General features: G+C 70.8%; 19 protein-coding genes and 1 riboswitch. Of the genes, 5 read left to right on the forward strand and 14 right to left on the reverse strand.

Annotated features, from left to right (window positions below):
* Window positions 1–2 precede the first annotated feature (2 nt).
* From ACFW9O_RS14530 to ACFW9O_RS14540, 3 genes are all read left to right on the forward strand, one after another.
* Window positions 3–1022: a LacI family DNA-binding transcriptional regulator gene (locus ACFW9O_RS14530; RefSeq protein ID WP_351177856.1), complete on the forward strand. Its 1020-nt coding sequence runs from the start codon at window positions 3–5 to the stop codon at window positions 1020–1022.
* A gap of 180 nt (window positions 1023–1202) precedes the next feature.
* On the forward strand, window positions 1203–2024 hold the full coding sequence (locus tag ACFW9O_RS14535) for an ABC transporter ATP-binding protein (protein ID WP_384609077.1): 822 nt from the start codon (window positions 1203–1205) through the stop codon (window positions 2022–2024).
* 59 nt (window positions 2025–2083) lie between these two features.
* On the forward strand, window positions 2084–4618 hold the full coding sequence (locus ACFW9O_RS14540; protein WP_384609080.1) for an ABC transporter permease: 2535 nt from the start codon (window positions 2084–2086) through the stop codon (window positions 4616–4618).
* A 69-nt stretch (window positions 4619–4687) separates the two neighbouring features.
* On the opposite strand, the gene ACFW9O_RS14545 is transcribed toward ACFW9O_RS14540, so the two are convergent.
* The 14 genes from ACFW9O_RS14545 to ACFW9O_RS14610 form a co-directional block, all read right to left on the reverse strand.
* Window positions 4688–5986, reverse strand: coding sequence for a class I SAM-dependent methyltransferase (locus tag ACFW9O_RS14545; RefSeq protein ID WP_384609082.1), 1299 nt, complete (start codon window positions 5984–5986; stop codon window positions 4688–4690).
* 252 nt (window positions 5987–6238) lie between these two features.
* Complete coding sequence (locus ACFW9O_RS14550) at window positions 6239–7624, reverse strand: NAD(P)/FAD-dependent oxidoreductase (protein ID WP_329210266.1); 1386 nt, start codon at window positions 7622–7624, stop codon at window positions 6239–6241.
* Between the two features lie 448 nt (window positions 7625–8072).
* Window positions 8073–9014: an exopolyphosphatase gene (locus ACFW9O_RS14555; protein WP_384609085.1), complete on the reverse strand. Its 942-nt coding sequence runs from the start codon at window positions 9012–9014 to the stop codon at window positions 8073–8075.
* A 138-nt stretch (window positions 9015–9152) separates the two neighbouring features.
* Window positions 9153–9683: a DUF501 domain-containing protein gene (locus ACFW9O_RS14560; RefSeq protein ID WP_351177880.1), complete on the reverse strand. Its 531-nt coding sequence runs from the start codon at window positions 9681–9683 to the stop codon at window positions 9153–9155.
* Window positions 9684–9729: 46 nt separating this feature from the next.
* On the reverse strand, window positions 9730–10200 hold the full coding sequence (locus ACFW9O_RS14565; RefSeq protein ID WP_351177840.1) for a septum formation initiator family protein: 471 nt from the start codon (window positions 10198–10200) through the stop codon (window positions 9730–9732).
* A gap of 109 nt (window positions 10201–10309) precedes the next feature.
* Window positions 10310–11596 carry a phosphopyruvate hydratase gene (gene eno / locus ACFW9O_RS14570; protein ID WP_384609088.1) on the reverse strand — a complete coding sequence of 429 codons (1287 nt, stop codon included), beginning with the start codon at window positions 11594–11596 and terminating at the stop codon, window positions 10310–10312.
* Window positions 11597–11936: 340 nt separating this feature from the next.
* Window positions 11937–12626, reverse strand: coding sequence for a transglycosylase family protein (locus ACFW9O_RS14575; RefSeq protein WP_351174378.1), 690 nt, complete (start codon window positions 12624–12626; stop codon window positions 11937–11939).
* Window positions 12627–12797, reverse strand: a riboswitch (cyclic di-AMP (ydaO/yuaA leader). It lies immediately after the preceding gene.
* A 290-nt stretch (window positions 12798–13087) separates the two neighbouring features.
* Window positions 13088–14044, reverse strand: coding sequence for a transglycosylase family protein (locus ACFW9O_RS14580; RefSeq protein WP_384609091.1), 957 nt, complete (start codon window positions 14042–14044; stop codon window positions 13088–13090).
* A gap of 105 nt (window positions 14045–14149) precedes the next feature.
* A complete protein-coding gene (locus ACFW9O_RS14585) occupies window positions 14150–15457 on the reverse strand; it encodes a cytochrome P450 (RefSeq protein WP_384609094.1) in 1308 nt (435 codons plus the stop codon).
* Entirely contained in the window at window positions 15454–16440 is a 987-nt protein-coding gene (locus ACFW9O_RS14590; RefSeq protein WP_384609097.1) for a nucleoside triphosphate pyrophosphohydrolase, read from the reverse strand. The genes ACFW9O_RS14585 and ACFW9O_RS14590 overlap by 4 nt, the downstream gene beginning before the upstream one ends.
* A gap of 70 nt (window positions 16441–16510) precedes the next feature.
* The gene (locus tag ACFW9O_RS14595) at window positions 16511–17167 is read right to left on the reverse strand and encodes a SurA N-terminal domain-containing protein (RefSeq protein ID WP_351174370.1); all 657 of its coding nucleotides are present in this window, start codon (window positions 17165–17167) and stop codon (window positions 16511–16513) included.
* A gap of 162 nt (window positions 17168–17329) precedes the next feature.
* The gene (locus ACFW9O_RS14600; protein ID WP_351174368.1) at window positions 17330–18901 is read right to left on the reverse strand and encodes a serine/threonine-protein kinase; all 1572 of its coding nucleotides are present in this window, start codon (window positions 18899–18901) and stop codon (window positions 17330–17332) included.
* Window positions 18898–19530 carry a hypothetical protein gene (locus tag ACFW9O_RS14605; RefSeq protein ID WP_384609100.1) on the reverse strand — a complete coding sequence of 211 codons (633 nt, stop codon included), beginning with the start codon at window positions 19528–19530 and terminating at the stop codon, window positions 18898–18900. The genes ACFW9O_RS14600 and ACFW9O_RS14605 overlap by 4 nt, the downstream gene beginning before the upstream one ends.
* Before the next feature lie 99 nt (window positions 19531–19629).
* Window positions 19630–21789 (reverse strand): N-6 DNA methylase, encoded by a 2160-nt coding sequence (locus tag ACFW9O_RS14610; RefSeq protein WP_384609103.1) that lies wholly within the window; start codon window positions 21787–21789, stop codon window positions 19630–19632.
* A 201-nt stretch (window positions 21790–21990) separates the two neighbouring features.
* On the opposite strand from ACFW9O_RS14610, the gene ACFW9O_RS14615 reads away from it, so the two are divergent.
* Both ACFW9O_RS14615 and ACFW9O_RS14620 read left to right on the forward strand, forming a co-directional pair.
* Window positions 21991–22854: a DUF4190 domain-containing protein gene (locus ACFW9O_RS14615; RefSeq protein ID WP_384609105.1), complete on the forward strand. Its 864-nt coding sequence runs from the start codon at window positions 21991–21993 to the stop codon at window positions 22852–22854.
* Window positions 22855–22954: 100 nt separating this feature from the next.
* Window positions 22955–23662, forward strand: a complete 708-nt coding sequence (locus ACFW9O_RS14620) for a hypothetical protein (RefSeq protein WP_384609108.1) — start codon at window positions 22955–22957, stop codon at window positions 23660–23662.
* The last annotated feature ends 17 nt before the right edge of the window (window positions 23663–23679 follow it).

Here is a 23679-nt window from a genome sequence, read left to right on the forward strand (position 1 = left end):
GCATGTCCAAGCACCGCCCCACGATCGCCGACATCGCGCGCCGGGCCGGGGTCTCCAAGGTCGCGGTGTCGTACGCGCTCAACGACCGTCCCGGCGTCTCCCCCGCGACCCGTGCCTCCATCAAGGCCATCGCCCAGGAGATCGGCTGGCGGCCCAACAGCGCGGCCCGCGCACTGACCCACGCACGGGCGGACACCGTCGGCCTCGCCCTGTCCCGGCCGGCCAGGATGCTCGGCGTCGAGCCGTTCTTCATGGAGCTGATCAGCGGCATCGAGACCGAGCTGGCCACCCGGGGCTGCGCCCTGCTCCTCCAGGTCGTCACCGACCCCGCGCAGGAACTGGAGATGTACCGGCGCTGGTGGGGCGAGGGCCGGGTGGACGGGGTGTTCCTCGCCGACGTGCGCTCACCGGACCCGCGCATCGAGGGCGTCGCGGAACTGGGCATGCCGGCCGTGGTGATCGGCCATCCCTCGGCGGCCGGCCGGCTCACCCCCGTGTGGTCGGACGACTCCGCGGCGCTGCGGGACACCCTCACGTATCTGAGCGCGCTCGGCCATCGCAGCATCGCCCGGGTCGCCGGGCTGCCCGATCTGATCCACACCCGGATGCGTGACCGGGCCCAGCACGAGATCTCCGCGGAGCTGGGCCTGGACGAACCGGTGGTGGTGCACACCGACTACTCCGGCGAGGAGGGCGCGCACGCGACGCGGCGGCTGATCAGCTCGCCCGGGAGACCGACCGCCGTCATCTACGACAACGACATCATGGCCGTCGCCGGACTCTCCGTCGCCCAGGAGATGGGACTCGACGTGCCCGCCGACCTCTCGCTCGTCGCCTGGGACGACTCCCAGCTGTCCCGGGTCGTCCGGCCGCCGCTGACCGCGCTGAGCCGCGACATCCCCGCGTACGGCACCCATGCGGCGCGCACCCTGCTGGCGATGGTGGCGGAGGGATCGGCACCCGGATTCGAGGATTCCGCGGCCAGGCTGGTGCCCCGCGGATCGACCGCGCCGCCCCGCTGACCGACCGCCCCGTACCGCCCCGTACCGTCCCGTCGTGCCGGGTCTCCGCCCCGCCGAGGACGGACGCCGTCAGGGTCGGTGTCATACCCGAGGAGTACGCCGCGGTCCCGCCGATGCGACTCAAGAGGGCCCCGGGAACCGGCACGGGGGCTGACGTCCGGGCGCGATTCGGCGGCGACGATGGAGGGGTCCCGCGAACCCCGCCGCATCGTCCCCCGAACCAGGAGTACCCCTGTGACCTCCACCACCGTTCACCGCACCACCGCGGTCGCCGCCCGCGCCACGGAGCTGTCGAAGGTCTACGGCCAGGGTGAGACCCAGGTGGTCGCCCTCGACCGGGTGACCGTGGACTTCCCGCAGGGCGAGTTCACCGCGATCATGGGCCCGTCGGGCTCCGGCAAGTCCACGCTCATGCACTGCGTGGCCGGTCTGGACAGTTTCAGCAGCGGATCCGTGCGCATCGGCGACACCGAGCTCGGATCGCTGAAGGACAAGCAGCTGACGCAGCTGCGCCGGGACAAGATCGGCTTCATCTTCCAGGCGTTCAACCTGCTGCCGACGCTGTCGGCACTGGAGAACATCACCCTGCCGATGGACATCGCCGGCCGGAAGCCGGACGCCGCGTGGCTGCAGAAGGTCATCGACATGGTGGGCCTCTCCGACCGGCTGAAGCACCGGCCGACCGAGCTCTCCGGGGGCCAGCAGCAGCGCGTCGCGGTGGCCCGCGCCCTGGCCTCGCAGCCGGCGATCATCTTCGGTGACGAGCCGACCGGAAACCTCGACTCCCGCTCCGGCGCCGAGGTGCTCGGCTTCCTGCGCAACTCGGTGCGCGAGCTCGGCCAGACCGTGGTGATGGTGACCCACGACCCGGTGGCCGCCTCCTACGCGGACCGCGTGATCTTCCTCGCGGACGGCGCGATCGTCGACCAGATGATGCACCCCACGGCGGACGGGGTCCTCGACCGGATGAAGGCGTTCGACGCGAAGGGCCGCACCAGCTGACCCGCTGGTAGCCGGCTGCCCGTCCCCCTCCTCCCGACCTCATCCCAGGACACAACACCATGCTCCGTACCGCCTTGCGCAACGTGCTCGCGCACAAGGCCAGGCTGCTGATGACCGTGCTCGCCGTCATGCTCGGCGTCGCTTTCGTCTCCGGCACCCTGGTCTTCGCCGACACCCTCTCCAACGCCTTCCGCAGCCAGTCCGCGAAGAGCTACGACGACGTCGCCGTCGCCGTCACCTCGTACGGCGACCCGAACGCGGCCGACAAGGAGCCCGGCCTCTCGCAGAAGACCCTCGACGAGATCGCAGGGCTGGACGGCGTCACCGCCGTGCACGGCCGTGTCGACGGCTTCGCCGGGGTCGCCGACCCCGACGGCAAGCTCATCGGCGGCACGTTCGGCAGCCCCAAGGGCTCCAACTTCGCCCCCGGCAAGGACGGCAAGGACGCCGCCTACGTCTTCACCGACGGCTCGGGCCCGCTGAGCGCCGGTCAGATCGCGCTGGACAAGGGCACCGCCGCCAAGGGCAAGTACGCAGTCGGCGACCGGGTCCGGGTCGCGACCAACGGGCCGGTCGAGGAGTTCACCCTCAGCGGCGTCTTCACCACCGAGGACGGCGAGGTGAACGCGGGCGGCAGCCTCGTCCTCTTCGAGACGGCCGTGGCCCAGGAGCAGTACCTGAAGCGGGGCTTCTACCAGGAGCTCACCGTCACCGCCGCCCCGGGCGCCGACGACGCGAAGATCCTCGACGCGGTCGAGCCGCTGCTGCCGGAGGGCGCCGAGGCGAAGACCGGCAAGGCGCTCGCCGACAAGCAGGCGAAGGACATCGAGCAGGGCCTCGGCGCCCTCAAGCAGGTCCTGCTGGGCTTCGCCGGCATCGCGCTCTTCGTCGGCGTCTTCCTGATCTCCAACACCTTCTCGATGCTGGTCGCCCAGCGCACCAAGGAGCTCGCGCTGATGCGCGCCGTCGGCGCCTCGCGCCGGCAGATCACCCGCTCGGTGCTCGTGGAGGCCGCCATCGTCGGCGTGATCGCCTCGGCGATCGGTTTCGCCCTCGGTATCGGTCTGGCGGTCGGACTGCGCTCGGGGATGGCCGCGTTCGGCATGAAGGTGCCCGGGGGACCGCTCGTGCTGTCGGCGACACCGGTGCTCGCCGCGCTCTCCGTCGGCGTGCTGATCACGATGTTCGCCGCCTGGCTGCCCGGCCGCAGGGCCGCGAAGATCCCGCCCGTGGCGGCGATGAGCAGCGTCCACGCGGTGGCCACCACCAAGTCGCTGGTGGTACGGAACTCCATCGGCGCGGTCATCACCGCGATCGGCGCCGTGGGCATCGTGGCGGGCGCCGACCGCGGCGGCGACGCGGGCAGGGTCCTCATCGCAGCGGGCGCGTTCTTCGCGCTGATCGGCATCATCGTCCTGATCCCGCTGCTGTCCCGGCCCGTCATCGCGCTCATCCGCCCGCTGCTCGTCGGCCCCTTCGGGGTCGCCGGCAAGCTGGCGGGACAGAACGCGGTCCGCAACCCGCGCCGCACCGGCGCCACCGCCTCGGCGCTGGCCATCGGCCTCACCCTCGTCACCGGCCTCTCGGTGCTCGGTGTCACGGTCGGCGCGGCCCTCGACAAGATGACCACGGACAACATCAAGGCCGACTACATGGTCTCGATGGCGAGCGGCGGCGACCTGGACCAGTCCGCGCTGACCGCCCTGGAGAAGACCCCGGGTGCCGTCGCGGTCTCGCCGCAGCAGTCCTCCTACCTCGACATCGACGGCAAGTTCGCGTCGGCGTCCGCGGTGACTCCCGGCGCCATCGAGAAGGTCCTGAACGTCCAGGTCGTCAGCGGCGACATCGGCTCGCTCGGCAAGGGACAGATCGCCGTCGCCGAGAAGACGAGCAGGAACAAGGGCTGGAAGGTCGGCGACAGCCTGCCCGTCACCTTCGACGACAAGAGCAAGGGCACCCTGACGGTCGGAGCGGTCTTCAAGGACAGCGAGTTCCTCTCCCCCGTCCTCGTCTCCACGTCGGTCGTGAACCCGCACGAGGTGAAGCCGTACATCCCGCAGATCTTCGTGAAGATGGACGGCGGGCCGACCGAGGCCAACGAGAAGGCGGTGCTCGGCGCCCTCGGTGAGAACCCCGCCATCAGGGTGATGGACCAGCAGGACATCCGCGACGAGTTCGGCGGCACGATCAACCTGATGCTGAACATCCTGTACGGCCTGCTCGCGATGGCGCTCATCATCGCCGTCCTCGGCGTCGTCAACACCCTCGCGATGTCCGTCTTCGAACGGCAGCACGAGATCGGCATGTTGCGCGCGATCGGTCTCGACCGGCGCCGGGTGAAGCGGATGGTACGGCTGGAGGCCGTGGTCATCTCCGTCTTCGGCGCGCTGGTCGGCATCGGCCTCGGCTCGTTCCTCGGCTGGGCCATCGGCGAGTCCATCCGGAGCAGCATCCCGGGCTACGCGCTGGTCCTGCCCTGGGACCGCATCGGGATCTTCCTGGTGCTCGCGGCACTGGTAGGCGTCCTGGCCTCGCTCTGGCCGGCCCGCAGCGCCGCGAAGCTGAACATGCTGACGGCCATCAAGACGGAGTAGCCGCATCATGCGGAGGGGCCGGTATCCACGACTCGGATACCGGCCCCTTTCGTCTTTCCCCGCGGGCCCTCAGCCCGATGCCGTCCACTCGCGGGCGCGCAGCGGCATACCCGCCGGACCGCCCTCCCGCGGGCGTACCGCGAGGATCTGGTTGACGCCTATCCTGTTGTGCTCGAAGGACAGCGCGGAAGCAGCCATGTAGAGCCGCCAGACCCTGGCGCGTCCGGGCGAGGTGACCCGTACCGCCTGCTTCCAGTGCTTCTCCAGATTGGCGACCCACTGACGCAGGGTCAGCGCGTAGTGCTCGCGGATCGCTTCGACGTCACGGGCCTCGAAGCCGGCTTCCTCCAGGGTGGCGACGGTGCGGCCCACCGGGGCGAGCTCCCCGTCGGGGAAGACGTACGCGTCGATGAACTCGTCCACGTGGTACGCGGACTCGTCCTTCTCGGGGCGACGGGCGATCTGGTGGTTGAGCAGCCGGCCGCCGGGCCTGAGGAGTGCGTAGAGGGCTTCGGCGTACTCGCGGTAGCGGACCGAGCCGACGTGCTCGGCCATGCCGATCGACGAGATGGCGTCGTACGGGCCGTCCCTGACGTCCCGGTAGTCCTGGACCCGGATCTCGATCCGGTCGGTGAGGCCCTCCTCGGCGATGCGCTTGCGGGCGAAGGCGGCCTGTTCGGTGGAGAGGGTGATCCCGGTGACCCTCGCGCCGTACTCACGGGCCGCGTGGATGGCCATGGAGCCCCATCCGCAGCCGACGTCGAGCAGGCGGTCGCCCTCCTTCAGCGCGAGCTTGCGGCAGACGAGGTCGAGCTTGTCGCGCTGGGCGTCCTCGAGCGTCCCGCCCTCCTGCCAGTAGGCGCAGGAGTAGACCATGGAAGGGCCGAGGACCAGTTCGTAGAAATCATTGCCGACGTCGTAGTGGTGGCTGATGGCCTCCTTGTCGCGGCGCCTGGTGTGCAGCGCTCCGGAACGGCGGCGGATCTCCTCCACGGGCGGAGGCGGCGGAGGCCAGGGCCCGGCGAGCTGGACGAGGCCGCGGGCGAACGCACGGACTTTCGGGTCACGGACCGGATGGACGGAGTCCTTCGCTTCGGCGCCCCGCTCCCAGAGCAGTCCTGCCAGGTGGTTGAGTGCCGCGTAGAGGTCGCCCTCGATGTCGATCTCACCGGCCACCCAGGCGCGGGCCAGGCCCAGTTCGCCCGGCTTCCAGAGCAGCCGGCGCACGGCACGGCGGTGGCGCAGGACGATGACGGGCGCGCCCGGCGGCCCGGATTCACTGCCGTCCCAGGCCCGGATCCGTACGGGCAGGGGTTCTCCCAGCAACTCTTCGGCGAGAGCGGTCAGCCGCGATGCGGCGTCTGGCATGGCGCACACCTCCGTGGTGGTGTTTCCGACGTGCCTAAATTCGCATATACACGTGCCTGAACCGGGCGGCGACACCTCGGAGTCACCGCCGGGTACACCTGCGTCAACGCAGTCGGCCCGGCATGCCATCCCGCTCCACGGCAACGGAACGGCAAAATACCTGCAGATCCCATCTACTTGACGCGCGGAGACATGCCGAAGGGGCCGTCCGCACCACGGATGGCGGACGACCCCTTCGGTGACGTACAGGTACTAGGAGGCCTTGGCCTTCTCGCCCTCGGCCTTGGCTGCGACCGGGGCGGGATGCGGCTTGGCCGCCTCGTAGAACTCCTCGCGCGGCGTCTCCATGGCGCCGAGCGAGACGACCTCGCGCTTGAGGAACATCGCGAGCGTCCAGTCGGCGAAGATCCGGATCTTGCGGTTCCAGGTCGGCATCGCCATGCCGTGGTAGCCACGGTGCATGTACCAGGCGAGACGGCCCTTGAGCTTGATCTTCACCTTGCCGACGACGATCATCGCGACGCCCTTGTGCAGGCCCAGACCGGCGACCGCACCCTTGTTGGCGTGGCTGTACTCCTTCTGCGGGAAGCCCCGCATGCCGGAGATGACGTTGTCGCCGAGGACCTTGGACTGGCGCAGCGCGTGCTGGGCGTTCGGCGGGCACCAGGCGTTCGGGTTGCCGGCCTTGCGGCCGACCAGGTCCGGAACCTGGGCGTTGTCGCCCGCGGCCCAGATGTAGTCGGTGCCCTGCACCTGGAGCTTCTCGGAGGTGTCGACGTGACCACGCGGACCGAGCGGCAGACCGAAGCGGGCCAGCGCCGGGTTCGGCTTCACGCCGGCCGTCCACACGATCGTGCTGGAGTCGACCTCGAGGCCGTTCTTCAGCACGACGTGACCGTCGACGCACGAGTCCATGGAGGTGGAGAGGTAGATCTCCACGCCGCGGCTCTCGAGGTGCTCCTTGCCGTACGCGCCCAGCTTCGGGCCGACCTCGGGAAGGATCTTGTCGGCGGCGTCGACGAGGATGAAGCGCATGTCCTCGCGCTTCACGCTCGTGTAGTACTTCGCCGCGTCGCGCGCCATGTCCTCGACCTCGCCGATGGTCTCCGCACCGGCGAAGCCGCCGCCCACGAAGACGAACGTCAGCGCCTTGCGGCGGACGTCCTCATCGGTCGTCGAGTCGGCCTTGTCCAGCTGCTCGAGGACGTGGTTGCGCAGACCGATGGACTCCTCGATGCCCTTCATGCCGATGCCCTGCTCGGCGAGGCCGGGGATCGGGAAGGTGCGGGAGACCGCGCCCATCGCGATGACCAGGTAGTCGAAGGGCAGCTCATAGGCCTCGCCGACGAGCGGCGCGATCGTGGCGACCTTGCGGTCCTGGTCGATGGTCGTGACACGGCCGGTGAGAACCTCTGCCTTGGGCAGCACGCGTCGCAGCGGGACGACGACATGCCGAGGCGAGATGCTGCCGGCAGCAGCTTCGGGGAGGAAGGGCTGGTACGTCATGTACGACCGCGGGTCGACGACCGTGACGGTCGCCTCTCCGTATCGCATCTTCTTCAGAATGCGACGAGCTGCGTACAGGCCTACGTACCCACCGCCTACAACGAGGATCCTGGGACGCTCCGTGGTGCTCATGCCATCGAGTATCCACCCCCCTCGGGGGGCACGCTCGTGAGCCCCTTCACAAGGTATGCGCGACCCTCTGCTACACTTCGCCGCCCACGTGACCCAGGTCATGGCTCCGGAGGGGAACCACGGGGCCCCGGCGAACGTTGTTCACCACTTGTGAGCTGGCTCTTGTGCCACCGGGCGGCCCGAACCGCGGCCCCGCTTCACATGCGCGCCACACCCCCGAAACCTCCCCGCAGCCCCGCACCGGGGCCCTGCGGGGCGCGCGCGCGGCCCCTCGGGGGCCCAACTTCACCCAGGGGAGCCGAATTCCTTGTGAAGAAGTTCACGAAGTTCGTCGCGGCGCCCCGCGGAAGGCCTCCGCCGACCGGCCCCATGAGCCCCCGGAAGGCTCAAAGGTGCAGGCCGGAGTGCGCATGAGCGTGATCTCACCGATCGGCCCACGGCGCTGTGATCACGCAGCCGACCAGGCGATTCCGTCGAGAATGTCGTGCTCGCTGACGACGACCTCCCGGGCTCCGGTCCGTTCCATCACGGCGAGCAGGACAAGCGCCCCCGCGGTGATCACATCGACCCGTCCCGGGTGCATCGCGGGGATCGCCGCGCGCTCCTCGTGCGTCGAGGAGAGCAGCCGCCCGGTGATGTCCCGGACCTGGTCGAAGGAGACCCTGGAGTGGTGGATCGCCTCGGAGTCGTACTCCTGCAGACCGAGCGCGATCGCGGCGACGGTGGTGACGGTGCCGGCCAGGCCGACGAGTGTGGCCGCCTCGGCGAGCGGCACGGCCTCCTCGGCCAGGTCGAGGGCCGCGTCGATGTCCGCGCGGATCGCGGCGATCCTGCCGGGCGTGGGCGGGTCGACGACCGAGCCGTCCTCGACGAGGTGGCGCTCGGTCATCCGTACGCAGCCGATGTCCACGGAGCGGGCCGCGCGGACGGAGTCGTCGCCGACGACGAACTCGGTGGAGCCTCCGCCGATGTCCACGACGAGATAGGGCTTCTCCAGATGGTCGCTGCCCGTCAGCTCCTTGGTGGCGCCGTCGAAGGAGAGCTGCGCCTCCTGGTCACCGCTGATGACCTCGGGCTCGACACCGAGGATGTCCAGGACACCCTGGACGAACACGGCACTGTTCTCGGCGTCGCGGGAGGCGGAGGTGGCGACGAAACGGATCCTCTCGGCGCCGAGCTCCTTGATCGCCGCGGCGTACTCGCGGCAGGCGGCGAAGGTGCGCTCCAGGGCTTCCGGAGCCAGCCGCCCGGTGCGGTCGACGCCCTGACCGAGCCGCACGATCCGCATCCGGCGGTCGAGTTCGGTGAAGCTGCCGGACACGGGGTCCGCGTCGGCGACGAGCAGGCGGATGGAGTTGGTACCGCAGTCGATGGCGGCAACACGGGTCATGGGAGCTCCTGTGGTCGTGGTTACGGGGGCTCCGCCCCCGACCCGCTCCTCCGTCGCAGGAGGGCCCGGCCCGTACGACCGAGCCCCTCCTGCCTGTCGAGGACCGGGGTGCGGGGCCGGGCCCCGGGGTGCGGGAGGTCAGGCCTCTTCGGAGCCGCACGGCGACACGCACGGACCCTTCGCCCACCACTGCGGCAGCATCGCGATGGCCTCGTCGCCCAGCGGGTTGACGCCCGGCCCCGCCGCCAGCGAGTGACCGACCAGCACGTGCAGGCACTTCACCCGGTCCGGCATGCCGCCGGCGCTCGGGAAGCCCTCCAGGACCTCGATGGCATCACGGCGCGCGATGTAGTCCTCGTGCGCGGCCCGGTACGCGGCGGCCAGCTCCGGGTCCGTCGTGAGGCGCTCGGTCATCTCCTTCATGACCCCGTTGGCCTCCAGCGTGCCGATCGCGGACGCGGCACGCGGACAGGTCAGGTAGAACGTCGTCGGGAACGGCGTGCCGTCCTCCAGACGGGGCTGCGTCTCCACCACGTCCGGGTTGCCGCACGGGCAGCGGTGCGCAATGGCGCGCAGCCCGCGCGGCGGCCGGCCGAGCTGCTGCTCGAACGCGGCGATGTCCGCCTCGGTGGGCGCGGTGGATTCGGTCTGCGGAGGGGGCGTGTCCATGCCTGCCTTGAATGTCATCGATCGGTCTGTGTGTACGGGAACGGGGTCAGCCGCGGTCGGCACTGTCGACGCCGTCCCAGAGGTTCGTGTGCCAGGGCCGGCCCGTCGCACCCGGTTCGCCGCGGCGCACCTCGGCCGCGTCCGGGTCGATCACCGTATAACCGGTCTCCCCGGGCATGACGTAGTGGAGGTGCTGGCGCGCAAGTCGCCGGATGTACGCGTCGTCCTTGAGCCGCGCCTTCTCGTCGCGCAGCTCCTCGGTCCGCCGGTGCGCCTCCTGCGTGAGCCTCTCCTGATCGGCGATCTCGTCGCGCTGGGAGATGTACTGCCTCATCGGGTAGGCGAGGGCGACGACCAGGGAGCAGACGATCAGGGCCAGGAACGCGGCCCTGCCGGTGAGCCGGGAGCGGCGGGCCTGGCGGCGGTTCTGGGAGCGGTACACGCGGGCCGCGGTCTGCTCCCCGAGCAGCCGCAGCCTGGTCGCGGTGGAGAACCGGTCGCGGTCCTTCCCGGCCATCTCGCCTCCCCATTACGCACGTCCGTCCCCGCACACGGTACGGGACCGAGTGCGGGGACGGACGGAGGCTGGTGCACCGAAGGGAGGCTCAGCTCCTGCTGCCGGGCTCTCAGCCCTCGAAGCGGAACCGCGGGAACGCGGAACGGCCCGCGTACACCGCGGCGTCGTCGAGGATCTCCTCGATGCGCAGCAGCTGGTTGTACTTGGCGACACGGTCCGAGCGGGCCGGGGCGCCGGTCTTGATCTGGCCGCAGTTCACGGCGACGGCGAGGTCGGCGATCGTGACGTCCTCGGTCTCACCGGAGCGGTGGGACATCATGCACTTGAAGCCGTTGCGCTGGGCCAGCTCCACGGCGTCCAGGGTCTCGGTCAGCGAACCGATCTGGTTGACCTTGACGAGCAGGGCGTTGGCCGAGCCCTCCTCGATGCCACGGGCCAGGCGCTCGGGGTTGGTGACGAACAGGTCGTCACCGACGATCTGCACCTTGCCGCCGAGCTTGTCGGTGATGACCTTCCAGCCGGCCCAGTCGTCCTCGTACAGCGGGTCCTCGATGGAGACCAGCGGGTACGCGGAGACGAGCTCCTCGTAGTACTCGGTCATCTCGGCGGCCGAGCGGGACTTGCCCTCGAACTCGTACGCGCCGTCCTTGTAGAACTCGGACGCGGCGACGTCCAGAGCGAGCGCGATGTCGCGGCCCGGAACGTAGCCGGCTTCCTTGACGGCTTCGAGGATCAGGTCCAGGGCGGCACGGTTGGACTCGAGGTTCGGGGCGAAGCCGCCCTCGTCACCGAGACCGGTGGACAGGCCCTTGGTCTTCAGGACCTTCTTCAGCGTGTGGTAGATCTCCGCGCCCCAGCGAAGGGCCTCGGAGAAGGACTCCGCGCCGATCGGCGCGATCATGAACTCCTGGATGTCCACGTTGGAGTCGGCGTGCGAGCCGCCGTTCAGGATGTTCATCATCGGAACGGGCAGCAGGTGCGCGTTCGGGCCGCCGAGGTAGCGGAACAGCGGCAGGTCGGACGCCTCGGACGCGGCGTGGGCCACGGCCAGCGAGACGCCGAGGATGGCGTTGGCGCCGAGGGAGCCCTTGTTCTCGGTGGCGTCGAGGTCGAACATCGCCTGGTCGATGAGGCGCTGCTCGGTGGCGTCGTAACCGACGAGCTCCGGGCCGATCTGCTCGATGACGGCGAGGACGGCCTTCTCGACACCCTTGCCGTGGTAGCGGTTGGGGTCACCGTCGCGAAGCTCGATGGCCTCGAACGCGCCGGTGGAGGCGCCGGACGGAACGGCAGCACGTCCCGTGCTGCCGTCGTCGAGGCCAACCTCGACCTCGACCGTGGGGTTTCCCCGGGAGTCGAGGATTTCCCTGGCTACGACGACGTCGATGGACGGCACGAGGCATCTCCTTCTGGGATATGACGCTGGTTGTGCAGGGTCACTGTGGCCTTGCGCCCCGAGCCTAACCGGCTCGGCCCCCTGCGTCGGCCGACCGCCCGTCCCCTGGGACGAAAAAGGACCCAAGGGCCTGCATTCCGGGCAAAGGTCCAGAAATCTACTGGCCAGTAACCACAATAGTTGAACGATCTCGCACCCGGTGCGCCCCTGCGGCACACCGCGGAAACGACCCCGGCCCGGCGCACACGGGGGTGAGTGCGCCGGGCCGGGAGAGAACGCGTCGGGTGCCGCCGGACACCCTTCCGCGGTCCTGAAGCCTTCGGGGAGGAGAGACCCGGGACTACTTCAGGTGGAGCTGCTGACCCGGGAAGATCAGGTCGGCGTCCTCGACGATGTCGTCGTTGAGCTTGAACAGCTTCTCCCAGCCGCCCTTGACCTTCTTCGCGTCGGCGATCGTGCTCAGGGTGTCGCCGGCCTTCACCTTGTACTCGCCGTCACCCTTCTTGACCTTGTCGCCGGTCGGGGTCGTGACGGTCTTCGACGCCTCGGGGGCGGTGCGCTTCTCGCTGCGCGTGGTGGGCTGCTCGGCCTTGCGCTCCGGCTTGGCGGCCTTCTCGGCGCCCGTCGCGGAGGCGTCGACACCCGGGTCCACGCCGTCGTTGGTCAGGCCGCCGGCACCGGCGCAGGCCCAGGCGCCCGGGCCCTGGAGGTCGAGGAGCTTCTCGGCTGCGGTGATCTGCTGTGCCTTGGTGGCCAGGTCGGCGCGGGCGGCGAACTGCGTACCGCCGGCGGCTGCCCAGCTGGACTGCGAGAACTGCAGACCGCCGTAGTAGCCGTTGCCCGTGTTGATGGACCAGTTGCCACCGGACTCGCACTGCGCGACGGCGTCCCACGTGGCGACGGAGGCGGCGGAGGCGCCGGTCGCACCCATCAGCGGGACGGCGACCGCGGCACCGGCGACGCCGGCCAGGGTGGCGATACGGACGGCCTTGGACGGGCGACGGTGCTTGCCCTTGCTCGAAAGCAGCATGGTTCTCCTCACCGACGCCTACGAGGTGAGCTGTCGGGTTCGGGCCTGTGAGTTGCCCGGTCGCTCGCACTGGCAAGCGACTTCACCCCTAGCCGGCCCTCGCCCGTCTTCCGACGGCCGGGTCCGGCACTTACCTGGGTCCCCCGCTCCTGCCTACGGCGCTTTACGCGTCGAATCCCTTCGGCCGACGGCAGGATTCGGCGTGACGGTCGAAGGTGCCCGCGGTGCGAGCGGTTCCGACCGTAAACATAGGCAACCCCCACATTCAAAGATGGACATCACGGACAATCAGCCCTTACCCGCATCAGCCGAAGGCTCGTTTTCGCAGGTCGGAGGCATCGTCGGCGAATCAGGCGGGCGAGAAGCGTGAGTTGACGCAAAGAGACCCATGTCTCACTTAGACATAAGTGGACATAGGCCTCTGAACTGCCCCCGAATTTGGGGTGTTTTCCCGAATTGGATCAGTTGCCGACAGCGGCTTCCGCACCGGCCCCGGCGGTCTTCTCGTCCGCCTTGGCGCCCAGGTCGAGACCCAGGTCGAGGTTCTGTCCGGGAAGGATCAGGTCCGGGTCGGAACCCAGCTCGTCCTTGTTGGCCTCGTAGAGCGCCGTCCAGCCGCCGGGCAGTTCCTGCGCGTCCGCGATCGCCCAGAGGTTGTCGCCCGTGCGAACGGTGTAGGTTCCGTCGCCGCCGTCGCGCGCGTCGGCGTCACCGCGCGACGCGTGCCGGCCGGACTCGCGCCCGTCCGTCGAGCCCGTACCGGCGCTCGCCTCCGGGGCCGGAGTGCCGCGGTGCTTGCCGCCCGGCGCTTCCGTCGAGCCGTCAGAGGTCTTGGACGCCTCGGGCGAGGGAGAGGAGTCGGACTTGTCGGATCCGTTCGACTTGTCGGCCTTGCCGGTTTCGCCGCCTCGGTTGTCCGTGTTCCTGTTCCCGTTGTCCGACGCATCGGACGAGGGGGTGGCCGACGTGTCGCCGGACGGGGTCGCGGTGTCCGACGGCTCGGTGGTCGGCTCACTGCCCGGGTCGACACCGGGGAGCGTGTTGTCGAGCGCGAGCCCGGAGATCACCGCGCAGCTGGCCCACGCCGTCACCCCCTGGTCGTCGAGCACCTTCTCCGCCACGGATATCTGCTGCGAGCGGCTGGCCAGGTCGGCGCGGGGCGCGAACGCCGTGCCGCCGTAGGCCGACCAGGTGTCCTGCGAGAGCTGCAGGCCGCCGTAGTAGCCGTTGCCGAGGTCGGCGCTCCACATGCCACCGCTCTCGCACTCGGCGACCCGGTCCCAGGTCGAGGCGTCGGCTGCGTGCGCGCCGGTCGCGCCGAGCAGCGGGATGGCGATGGCCGACCCTGTGACGCCTGCGGCGACGACGATGGCGGGTGCCTGCCGAGGGCGACGGTGTCTGCCGTTCGCGGAGCCCATGGGATTGCCTTCCGTGTGACTGACGTGTGACTGGTGAGTCGAACGGTGAACCTAGCCGTACTCGAACGTGTGTCACAAGTCGATGCAGCGGAGATCACGTGAAAGTCACAGAGTTGACAGAGTGTCACTTTTTTCGGAGCGGTGTCCGGGATCGAACTCCACAGGAAGAGTGCGCAGTCCACGCATGATGAGACCGCCCCGCCATCGCAAATCGGTAGGTTCCGCAGCGAGTCGCAGGTCAGGAAGGCGTCGCAGCAGCGTCGCCAACGCCGCCTGACCCTCCAGCCGGGCCAGCGGAGCACCCAGGCAGTAGTGGATGCCGTGCCCGTACCCGAGGTGCTGATTGTCACTCCGTGCGAGATCCAGCGTGTCCGCATCGCGGAATCGCTCCGGGTCCCGGTCGGCGGCGGCCAGCACCACGAGAACGGGGTCCCCGGCCTCGATGCGCTGCCCGCCCAGCGTCACGGGTTCGGTGGCGTACCGCCAGGTGGCGAGCTCCACCGGCCCGTCGTACCGCAGCAACTCCTCGATCCCCGTGGCCAGCAGCTCCGTCTCCCCGGCCTCGATCGAGCGCTGGAGCAGCTCGCGTTGTTCCGGGTTGCGCAGCAGGGCGTAGGTGCCGTTGCCGATGAGGTTGACCGTGGTCTCGAAACCGGCGAACAGCAGGATGAAGGCCATCGCCGCGGCTTCGTTCTCGGTGAGGTGCTCGCCGTGGTCACTTGCCCGGATGAGTCCCGAGATCAGGTCGTCGCCGGGGTTCTCCCGTTTGCGGTGGATGAGTTCGGCGAGGTAGCCGCGCATCTTCTTGACCGACCTGGCCACCCCGCCGCGCGGACCGCCGCCGTGCCTGATCATCATGCCCGCCCAGTCCCGGAAGTCGTCCTGGTCCTCCGGGGGCACCCCCAGCAGGTCGCAGATCGCGTAGATGGGGAGGGGGAAGGCGAAGTCGTGGATGAGGTCCGCCTTCCCCTCCTCGATGAACGTGTCGATGAGGCGGTCCGTCAGCTCCTGCACGCGCGGCGCGAACTCGGCGACCCTGCGCGGGGTGAACGCCTTGGAGACGAGCCGGCGCAGCCGGGTGTGGTCCGGCGGGTCGATGTTCAGGAGGTGCGTCATCAGGTCCGCCTTGCGCTCCCCCGGGATGCCCGTCTTCCCCTTCGCGTTCGCCGACCCGGCGTGGTGTGCCGGGTTCTTGGAGAGCCGGGTGTCGGCGAGGGCCTGCTTCGCATCCGCGTACCGGGTCACCAGCCAGGCCTCGACACCGCTGGGCAGCGCGGTGCGGTGCACGGGGCTGTGCTCGCGGAGCCAGGCGTAGGCGGGGTACGGGTCGGTGGCGAACTCCCACGTGAAGAGTTCGGGCGCTGCGTCCGGTGCTGTGCCGGGCGCGGGGGTGTCGGCGGGGCTGTCGTTCACTCCTCGACGTTATCCGGAGCGCCCCCGTGCCCCTCCACCGCCCGGATCGCGTCCCGGTAGGTACGGGCAGCGGCCCTGAGGGCCGCCTCCGGGTCCGTGCCGTCCTGTTCCGCGCGTACGGCGAGGGCGAGGAGCCGGTAGCCGACCGAGTCGTCCTCCGGGAGCGCGACGTCGAGCCCTGCGGTACGGGCCCGGCTGCCGAGCTTGGCGGCCAGGGCGAGAGCGGGCTGGCCGAGCGGCACCCCTTCGGTGACCGACTCCCGCTGCTTCTCGATCGCCTTGGTCCGCAGCCAGTGCGCGTGGACGTCCTCCGGGGTCTCCGCGGTCTCGTCGCCGAAGACATGCGGATGACGGTGGATCAGCTTGTCCACGATCGTGGCCGCGACATCGTCGACGGCGAAGGGCTCGTCCGGGTCCTCCTGCGCGATCCGGGCGTGGAAGACGACCTGGAGCAGAACGTCCCCGAGCTCCTCGCGCAGTTCCTCGCGATCACCGTCCTCGATGGCCTCGACCAGTTCGTACGCCTCCTCGATGGCGTACTTCGCGAGACCCTTGTGCGTCTTCTGCGAGGTCCACGGGCATTCCCGCCGGATCCGGTCCATGACCTGGACCAGATCGAGGAGCCGGGCGCCCGGCAGGTCGTAGGAGCCGGGCAGCAGTTCCAGGTCCGGCATCTGCACCCGGCCCGAACCGCCGAGCCGGGCCAGGCCGTCGGTGAGCGGCTGATTGCCCTCGCCGCCCACGAGGACTACCACGGTCCGTCCGCCCGCGCAGGCGTCGACGAGCTCCTCGGCGGACGGTGCGACGTGCTCGACCATGACCCCGGCCTCGCGCAGGTACGGCAGTTGCGGATGGTCCCGCTCGGCGCAGAGCACCGCGTCGGCGGCCTGCAGCGTCTGCCAGGCGGGCCAGGACAGCAGGCCGGGCGCGACCCGGTGGCTGGCGGTGAGCAGGACGATACGGCCGGGGGCTTCAGCGTTCACCCTTGGAACCTACCCCGGCCGGGAGCCTCCCGGTCCTGGCCCCCGGTCCTGACCCGGCTCCGGCCCCGGGTCAGGCGCCCGACTGGGGTTCCTGCTCCTGGAACTTGGTGACCTGGTTGATCCACGGAGCCTTGTAGGTGCTCAGCTGGACCTGCTTGTCGTCCCAGGAACCGAAGCGCGGGTTGACGTCGACGTGCAGGGCCTTCGACGCCTTGGTGAGCGCCTCGCCGACGACCTGCTGTCCGGCGGGGGTCTGCAGGTCGGCGCCGAGCGCCTGGGCCAGCTTCGGCAGCTGGACCTCCTTGCGCAGATCGCCCTCGATCTGGTCCGGGGCGACCCAGCGCTGCTCCAGCATCACGCTCTGCAGGCCCTTGTCACCGCCGTACTGCGCGGCGGCCTGCCGGCGGATCTGCTGGATCTCCTTGCGGCTGACGGTCACCCCCGCGTCCTTCGCGGCCCGGTCCAGGACCATCCCGAACACGATGCCGTGCAGCTTGGCCCGGGTGAGCTGCCCGGACTTCTTCACCAGCTGCGCGGCCTGCGGCGAACGCTCCTGCGCCGTGCGTACCTCCGACGCCTGCGCCTGGACCGTGGACATGTCGACCCGGTCCCCGCCGACCACGGCTGCGGCGCCTGGGTGCGCCTCGCTGCCACAGGCGGTCAGGAGGGGCGCCGCGACGAGCGTGGCGACGGATACGGCGAGCGCGGTGCGACGTCGGCGGTGCAAAGGAGCCTCCCGGGGAGAGTTTGTGCATCAGTGCACAAGGCCTTGCGGTGATCGATGTTAGGCAGTGGAAGGGGTTCGGGCCACTGATTCGACCAACGATTCGGGAGGAGTTGGGGATGCGGTGCGGCGGCGGGCCTCTCGGGGCGCCGCCGGGGCCGGATCTCAGCCGCCGCGCACGTCCTGCTGATGGGTGAGCTGTCTACGCAGCTCGACGGGGAGCGGATGGTGCGGGCCGTACGTGCGCTCCGCGTCGTAGAGCAGCCCCTGCAGCTGCCGGCGCCCCGCCGCGTGGTCGCCGACCGCGAGCAGCAGGTGCCCGATGCGGTGCCGGATGTCGAAGGCCCGCGAACGGTCCGGGGGCGGCGCCCCGTAGGCGTTCTCGTAGTACGGGAGGACCGCGCGGTACTCGGTGAGCGCCGCGGCCGCTTCGCCCAGCTGCTCCAGGCACTGCGCCGCGTCGTAGCGGAACTGCAGGGTCTGGGCGTCGGCCGGGCCCGCCTCGGCGGCGCGGTCGTCGGCGAGACGGCGCAGCTCGGGCAGCGCGCGGCGGTACTGACCGTCGTCCATGAGCGTGGCCGCGTACTGCTTGCGCAGGATCCGGACGACCGGGGAGTGCTCCCCGTGCTCGGCCGCGGCCGCCGGGAGGATGCCGCCCAGGATGTCCACGGCCTGGGTGATCCGGCCCTCACCGATGAGCTGTTTCACCTCGTCGACCGCCTGCGCGACATCCCGGCGGGCGGGCGGCGCGTGGGTCGTCGCCGTCTGCTGCGCGGGCAGGGGCACCGGTGCCGGCACGGGCGCGGACGCCGGGGTGGCCGCCCGGTCCGGCCAGGGTGCGTGCGGCCGGAGGAAGGGACGGGTCGGGTCGAGCGGGCCCGCCGGTGCGCCTCCGACGGGCAGCAGCGGGCGCAGCGACTCGTACACCTCCTGGGCGGAGGCAGGCCGGTGCTGCGGGTCCTTGGAGAGGAGCCGCAGGACGAGCGCCTCCAGCGCCTCGGGAACCTCGGGCCTGAGATGGCGGACCGGGAGGGGCGGCTCGTAGAGATGGCGGTGCAGCACACCGAGGGCGGTGGAGCCCGCGAACGGCACATCGCCGCTGAGCAGTTCGTGGAGGAGCACCCCGAGTGCGTACAGATCGGTGTACGGGCCGACCGCGCCGCCCATCGCCTGCTCGGGTGCCATGTAGGCCGGGGAGCCGATCGGTGAGCCCGTGTGCGTCAGGCGGGTGGTGTCGGTGTCCAGGACCGAGGCGACACCGAGGTCGAGCACGATGACGGTGCCGTCGGGCCTGACCATCGCGTTGCGGGGCTTCAGGTCGCGGTGGACGATCGGCACCGCGTGCACCGCGGAGAGCACGGCGCAGAGCTGGGCCGCGATCGCGACGGCCCAGGGCCACGGGTACGGGGCGTGTTCGGCCAGGTGGTCGGCGAGGTCGGCGCCCTCGACGTACTGCATGACGAGGTAGAGGTCGTCGTCGTCGCTGCCCGCGTCGTGGACCGTGACCAGACCGGGGTGATCGACCTGGGCGGTGACCCGGCACTCCCGGACGAACCGGCGGCGCAGTTCGTCGGCCGCGTCGCTTCCGGAGGGGCCCGCCACCCGGTCGGGGCGCAGGAGCTTGACCGCGACCCGGCGGTCCAGGCGCTTGTCGTACGCCGTCCAGACCTGGCCCATGCCGCCCTGGCCGAGGATGGTCGCCAGCTCGTACCGCCCTGCGATGACGCGCCCGTTCACCGGCTGCCGCCCTCCTTGCGGAGGTAGTCGCTCAGCTCGTCGAGCTCGGCGCGCACCTGGTCCAGGCGCTGCGGCGAGGCGGGCGAGGGCCCGGCGGGCGGTGTCGCGGGGGCGGGCGGAGGCGTCGTGGCAGGCGGCTGCGCCGGGGGCGTCGGAGGCGTCGGGACGGGCGGGTAGCCGTAGGTGGGCCTGGGCGCCGCGGGTGCGGACGGCACGGTCTGCGTCGGCACGTAACCGCCGTACGGGAGCGGGGTCGGCCCCGGGCCCGAACCGCCGTACGGTCCGAAGTGGCGTATTTCGGCGTACAGGTAGTAGGTGACCGTGCCCGCGACGACGACGAACAGCCAGCCGATGCCGATGAACGCCTCCGCGTCCGTCATCTCTTCGGCGTCTTCGGGCAACGTCCCGAAGAACACGATGAGTCCGACGTTCAGCGCGAACACGAGGGCGAGCAGATACCAGTCGAGTTTCCTGCGGGTGACGATCGCCAGCCTCAGCATGGCTGCCCAGGCGAGGAAGCCACAGCTCAACATGGTGAGGGCCACGAAGAGCACGCGCAGCGTGACAAGCGTCGCCGGGGACGGGCGGCGCCTCGGTTGCTGCTCCGGCGGATAGCCGTAGCCATGCATGTGCTGCTCCTGGAAGGGCGTGTGTCGGACGGGTGGTGTGAGCGTATACACCGACACGGACAACGGGTCCCGGGTTGTGCACAACCGTTGTGCTTCACATCACTTCGGCGCGACCGTGCCGTCCGTGAGCCCGTCGTACATGCCTTGGACCAGCCGTCCGCCGAGCCGCCCGGCCGTGCGCAGCGCGTCCTCGAAGGCGGCCAGGGCGCGGAACTGCTCGCCGTACCGCTGCTGTTCGGCCAGCGGCAGCCGCGGCAGCTGGAGACGACGGGCGTCGAGGCGCGTGGCGGTGGACGCGTAGCTGCTGGCCTGCCGGTTGTTGGCGGTGCCGCGCAGGAACCCGGCAAGGAACCAGGGGTCGAGCGCGGCCGGATCGGGGCGCAGCAGCTGGAGGTTGCGGCCGAGCGCGGCGCCCGCGGTGGCGTCGTCGATGACCCGGGTGACCGAGCCGCCGCCCAGTACGGGCACGACGACATCACCCGGTTCGAGAAGGAGTGCCTCGTCCTCCGAGGGCGCTGCCGGGGTGGTGGGGGAGCCGCTGGGGGCCGTGCCGGCCAGCACGTCGTGCTCGGTGAGGACGGGTGCGGTACCACTGCCTGAACCGCCGGTACGCAGCTGCAGGGCTCCGGCGCGGGCCAGTTCACCGACCGTGGTGAGGGGCCGCCGGACCAGGTCGGAAGGGGCCGCGGGCGGCGGGGTGAGGCGGGCGGTCAGCTTCAGGGTGTCGTCCAGCCGTTCCCGTACGCGGATCAGCTCGGCCGCGCCGCCGCCGGAGGCCGGGGGCGGCAGGTGGCGGGCGGGGGCCAGGTCGACGTCGTCGTCGAGGAGCTCGATCACGGGGACGGCGCGGCTGACACCGGGGCGGTCGACGCGGTCCGCCCGGCCCTTCCCGTCCGTGCCGTCGCTCCCCTCGGTCCCGCGGTCCTCGGTGAACGCGTTCCACGCCCCGAGGGCCGCGCTCCGGACGGCCGGCCAGTCGATCCGGTCGCGGCCACCGGCTGCCGGTGATCCCGCGGCCGTGGCCGGTTCGGCGCTCTCGGCGGTGTCGACGAGCAGGAGTTCGGGCACGGGGCGGTGCCCTGTGCCCGGCTTGCGCAGGACCCACAGGTGGAGGGGGATCCCGTACGGGGGTGCGGCGCCGGCCGGGAGTGCGATGACGGCACGCAGGGCGCCCCGGCGCAGCAGGTCGGCACGGATCCGGCGGCCCGAACGGCGGGAGGCGGCGGCCGGGGGCATGAGCAGTACGGCGGTCCCGCCGTCGCGGAGTCGGGCCAAGGCGTGCTGGACCCAGGCGAGTTCGGATTCGGTGCGGGCGGGGAAGCCGTACTCCCAGCGGGGATCGTAGGCCAGCTCGTCATGACCCCAGTTGCGCTCGTTGAACGGCGGGTGGCAGAGCACGGTGTCCACGGTCAGCCGGGGGAAGGCATCGGCGCGCAGGGTGTCGCCGGTACGGACCGTGAGCGCTCCCCCGTCCGTCCCCGCGGGGCCTTCGGAGTGCAGCGCGAGCCGGAGCGCGGTGAGCGCCGCGAGCTCGGGGTCCGCCTCCTGCGCGTACAGGGCCGTGGGGCCGCTGACCGCGCGCAGGAGGGCTCCTGTTCCCGCGGCGGGGTCCAGAACGGCGCGGGCGGGCCGCGCTCCGCTCCGCCGGCCGGCGGGTCGGTCCTGCTCGGCCAGCTCGGCCATCAGCTCGGCCAGATCGGGCGGTGTGAGGGTGTACTGGCGCGGGTTGGCGTCGAGCTGCCTGCCGAAGAGGAACTCGAAAGCCTTCCGGACGCCCGTCCCGGCCGCCAGCTCGGCGGCGGCGCGCAGAAGCGGGACCGAGGGCGCCAGGTCGGTGGCGTCAGGGGTGTGAACGGCACGTTCGGATCCGAAGTGCACCGTCAGTACGTCGTCCAGAGCGCCTGGCAGGACACGGGCCATCCGGGCGTCCGAGACGGCGGTGATCTCCAGCCATGCGGTGGGCCTGTCCCGGACGAGCAACAGGGCGCAGCCCGCGTGGATCAGGGCGGTGACGGCGCCTGCCGGATGGCCGGACAGCTGCTGCCAGACCCGCTCGCGGAGCGGGACTTCGGCGAGTTTTCCCTGCTCGCGCAGCCACTGTTCGACCTCGGGCAGGGCAAAGGACGGGCTGGTCTCGGTGCCGCCGACCGGCTTGGGGAAGTCCGCGTGGCGGCGGCGCCAGTTACTCACGGCCGCACGCCCCACCCCCGCGAGCCGTGCGATCCCGGCCGCGGTCACCTCAGTCGAGCTCTCCGGCACTGGCTGTCTCCCCGCTAGATCCGTCCTGCGGGCGAGCATACCGACTTGTTGCCGACCCACCGGTTCACACTGTGGACTAATCCGTCCCGCATGGATTGCTGTTGACTCGGTTCACAAGCTCTGGTCTTATTGACCTGTCGCCGCTCGATGTGGCGCACAGAACCGCTCACACATCCCCGCACGTCGCCGGAGGGCACAGCCATGTCCCAGTTCACGCAGCCGCCGCAGCCCCAGCAGCCGTACAGCCCCGCCCAGGAACCCGGCCTGCGTCCCGCGCGGAACGGCCTCGGCACCGCCGCCCTCGTCCTCGGCATCATCGGTGCCGTCTCCGGCCTGATCCCCTTCATGTTCTGGCTGGCGGGCATCCTCGGCGTCATCGCCCTGATCCTGGGCCTCGCGGGGCGGGGCCGCGCCAAGCGCGGCGAGGCGAACAACAAGGGAGTGACCACGTTCGGTGCCGTGCTCGGCCTGATCGCGCTGATCCTGTCGGTGGTGGGCGCGGTGCTCACCTTCAAGGCCGTGGACGACGTCGTGAACGACATCAACAAGTCCGTCGCGGACAGTTCGGCCTCGGCGAAGCCGGGCGGGGCGGACGACGCGAAGGGCGACGCCGGGGACGGCACGAAGGGCGACACGGCCGACGCCCCGAAGACCGATGACGAGCCCGCCGCCGGCGAGACCCTCGCCGGGCGTGACACCGCCGTCTACGACGACGGTCTCGAGGTCACGGTCAGCGCTGCCGCCGCGTACACACCCGACGCGTACGCCGCGGGGCACACCAAGGGCAATCGGGCCTACAAGGTCTCCGTCGTCATCGAGAACAAGACGAAGGAGAAGTTCGACTCCGCACTCGTGAGCGTCGACGCCCGCGCCGGTGACGACGGCGTCGACGCCGAGCAGATCTTCGACGGGAAGGTCGGGGAGGGCTTCAGCGGCACGGTCCTGCCGGGCAAGAAGATCACCGTGCAGTTCGCCTTCGACGCCCCCGCGGACGCCAAGAACCTGAGCGTCGAGGTCAGCCCCGGCTTCGACTGGGACGCCAGCCAGTGGGAACTGAAGCTCTGACCCACCCCGCCCGGCCAAAGGACGCCCCGGACGCCCCGGTACAGCAACTCCCGGTCCGGCCACTCCCGTACCCACCCCTGACACCCCGGAGCCTCGTCCCGTGCGCTGCCTCTCAGCCCGTATCTCCGCAGCCGCTCTCTGCGCCGCGGCCGCACTCGGCCTCACCGCGTGCGACGCGTTCACCGGCGACCCCGGGGCGCAGGCCCCCTTCTCCGGTCTCACCGGCCCTGAAGTCACCAACAAGGCGGTCGCGGCCACCAGGGCAGCCGCGACCGTACGTCTGACCGTGACCACGGAGACGGCGGACGGCCCGGTCCAGGCCTTCGTCGCGTCGGGTGCCAGGGGCGCGTGCACGGGAACGTTCTCGCTGGGATCGGCCGGAACCCTGGAACTGATCCGGGCGGACGGCGCCGTCTACACGAAGTCCGACAAGGCGATGCTCCGCGCCGCGGACGCCACGGTCCGGGAAGCCGACGTCGACCGGCTCGCCGGGCGCTGGGTGAAGGCCCGCGCGGACGACAGCCGCACGGCCCAGAGCCTGCGCTTCTGCGATCCGAAGGATCTCCTCGACCGGCTCGCCGCGACGAGTGCGACCACCCGCAAGGGCGGGCGGACAACGATCTCCGGCACACCCGGGCTGACCCTGACCGGCGGAACGGACCGGGAGAAGTGGACGGCGAGCGTTGCCACGGAGGGAACGCCCCACCTCCTGAAGATGCGCCTCACCGACGGCGCCGAGAAGCCGCTCACCGTGGAGTTCTCGGAGTTCGGCGCCCCGCTCACCGTGAAGAGACCGACGACCGACTGACCGCCCGCCGTGCGGCC

This window comes from Streptomyces sp. NPDC059499, from assembly GCF_042749285.1.
GTDB lineage: Bacteria > Actinomycetota > Actinomycetes > Streptomycetales > Streptomycetaceae > Streptomyces.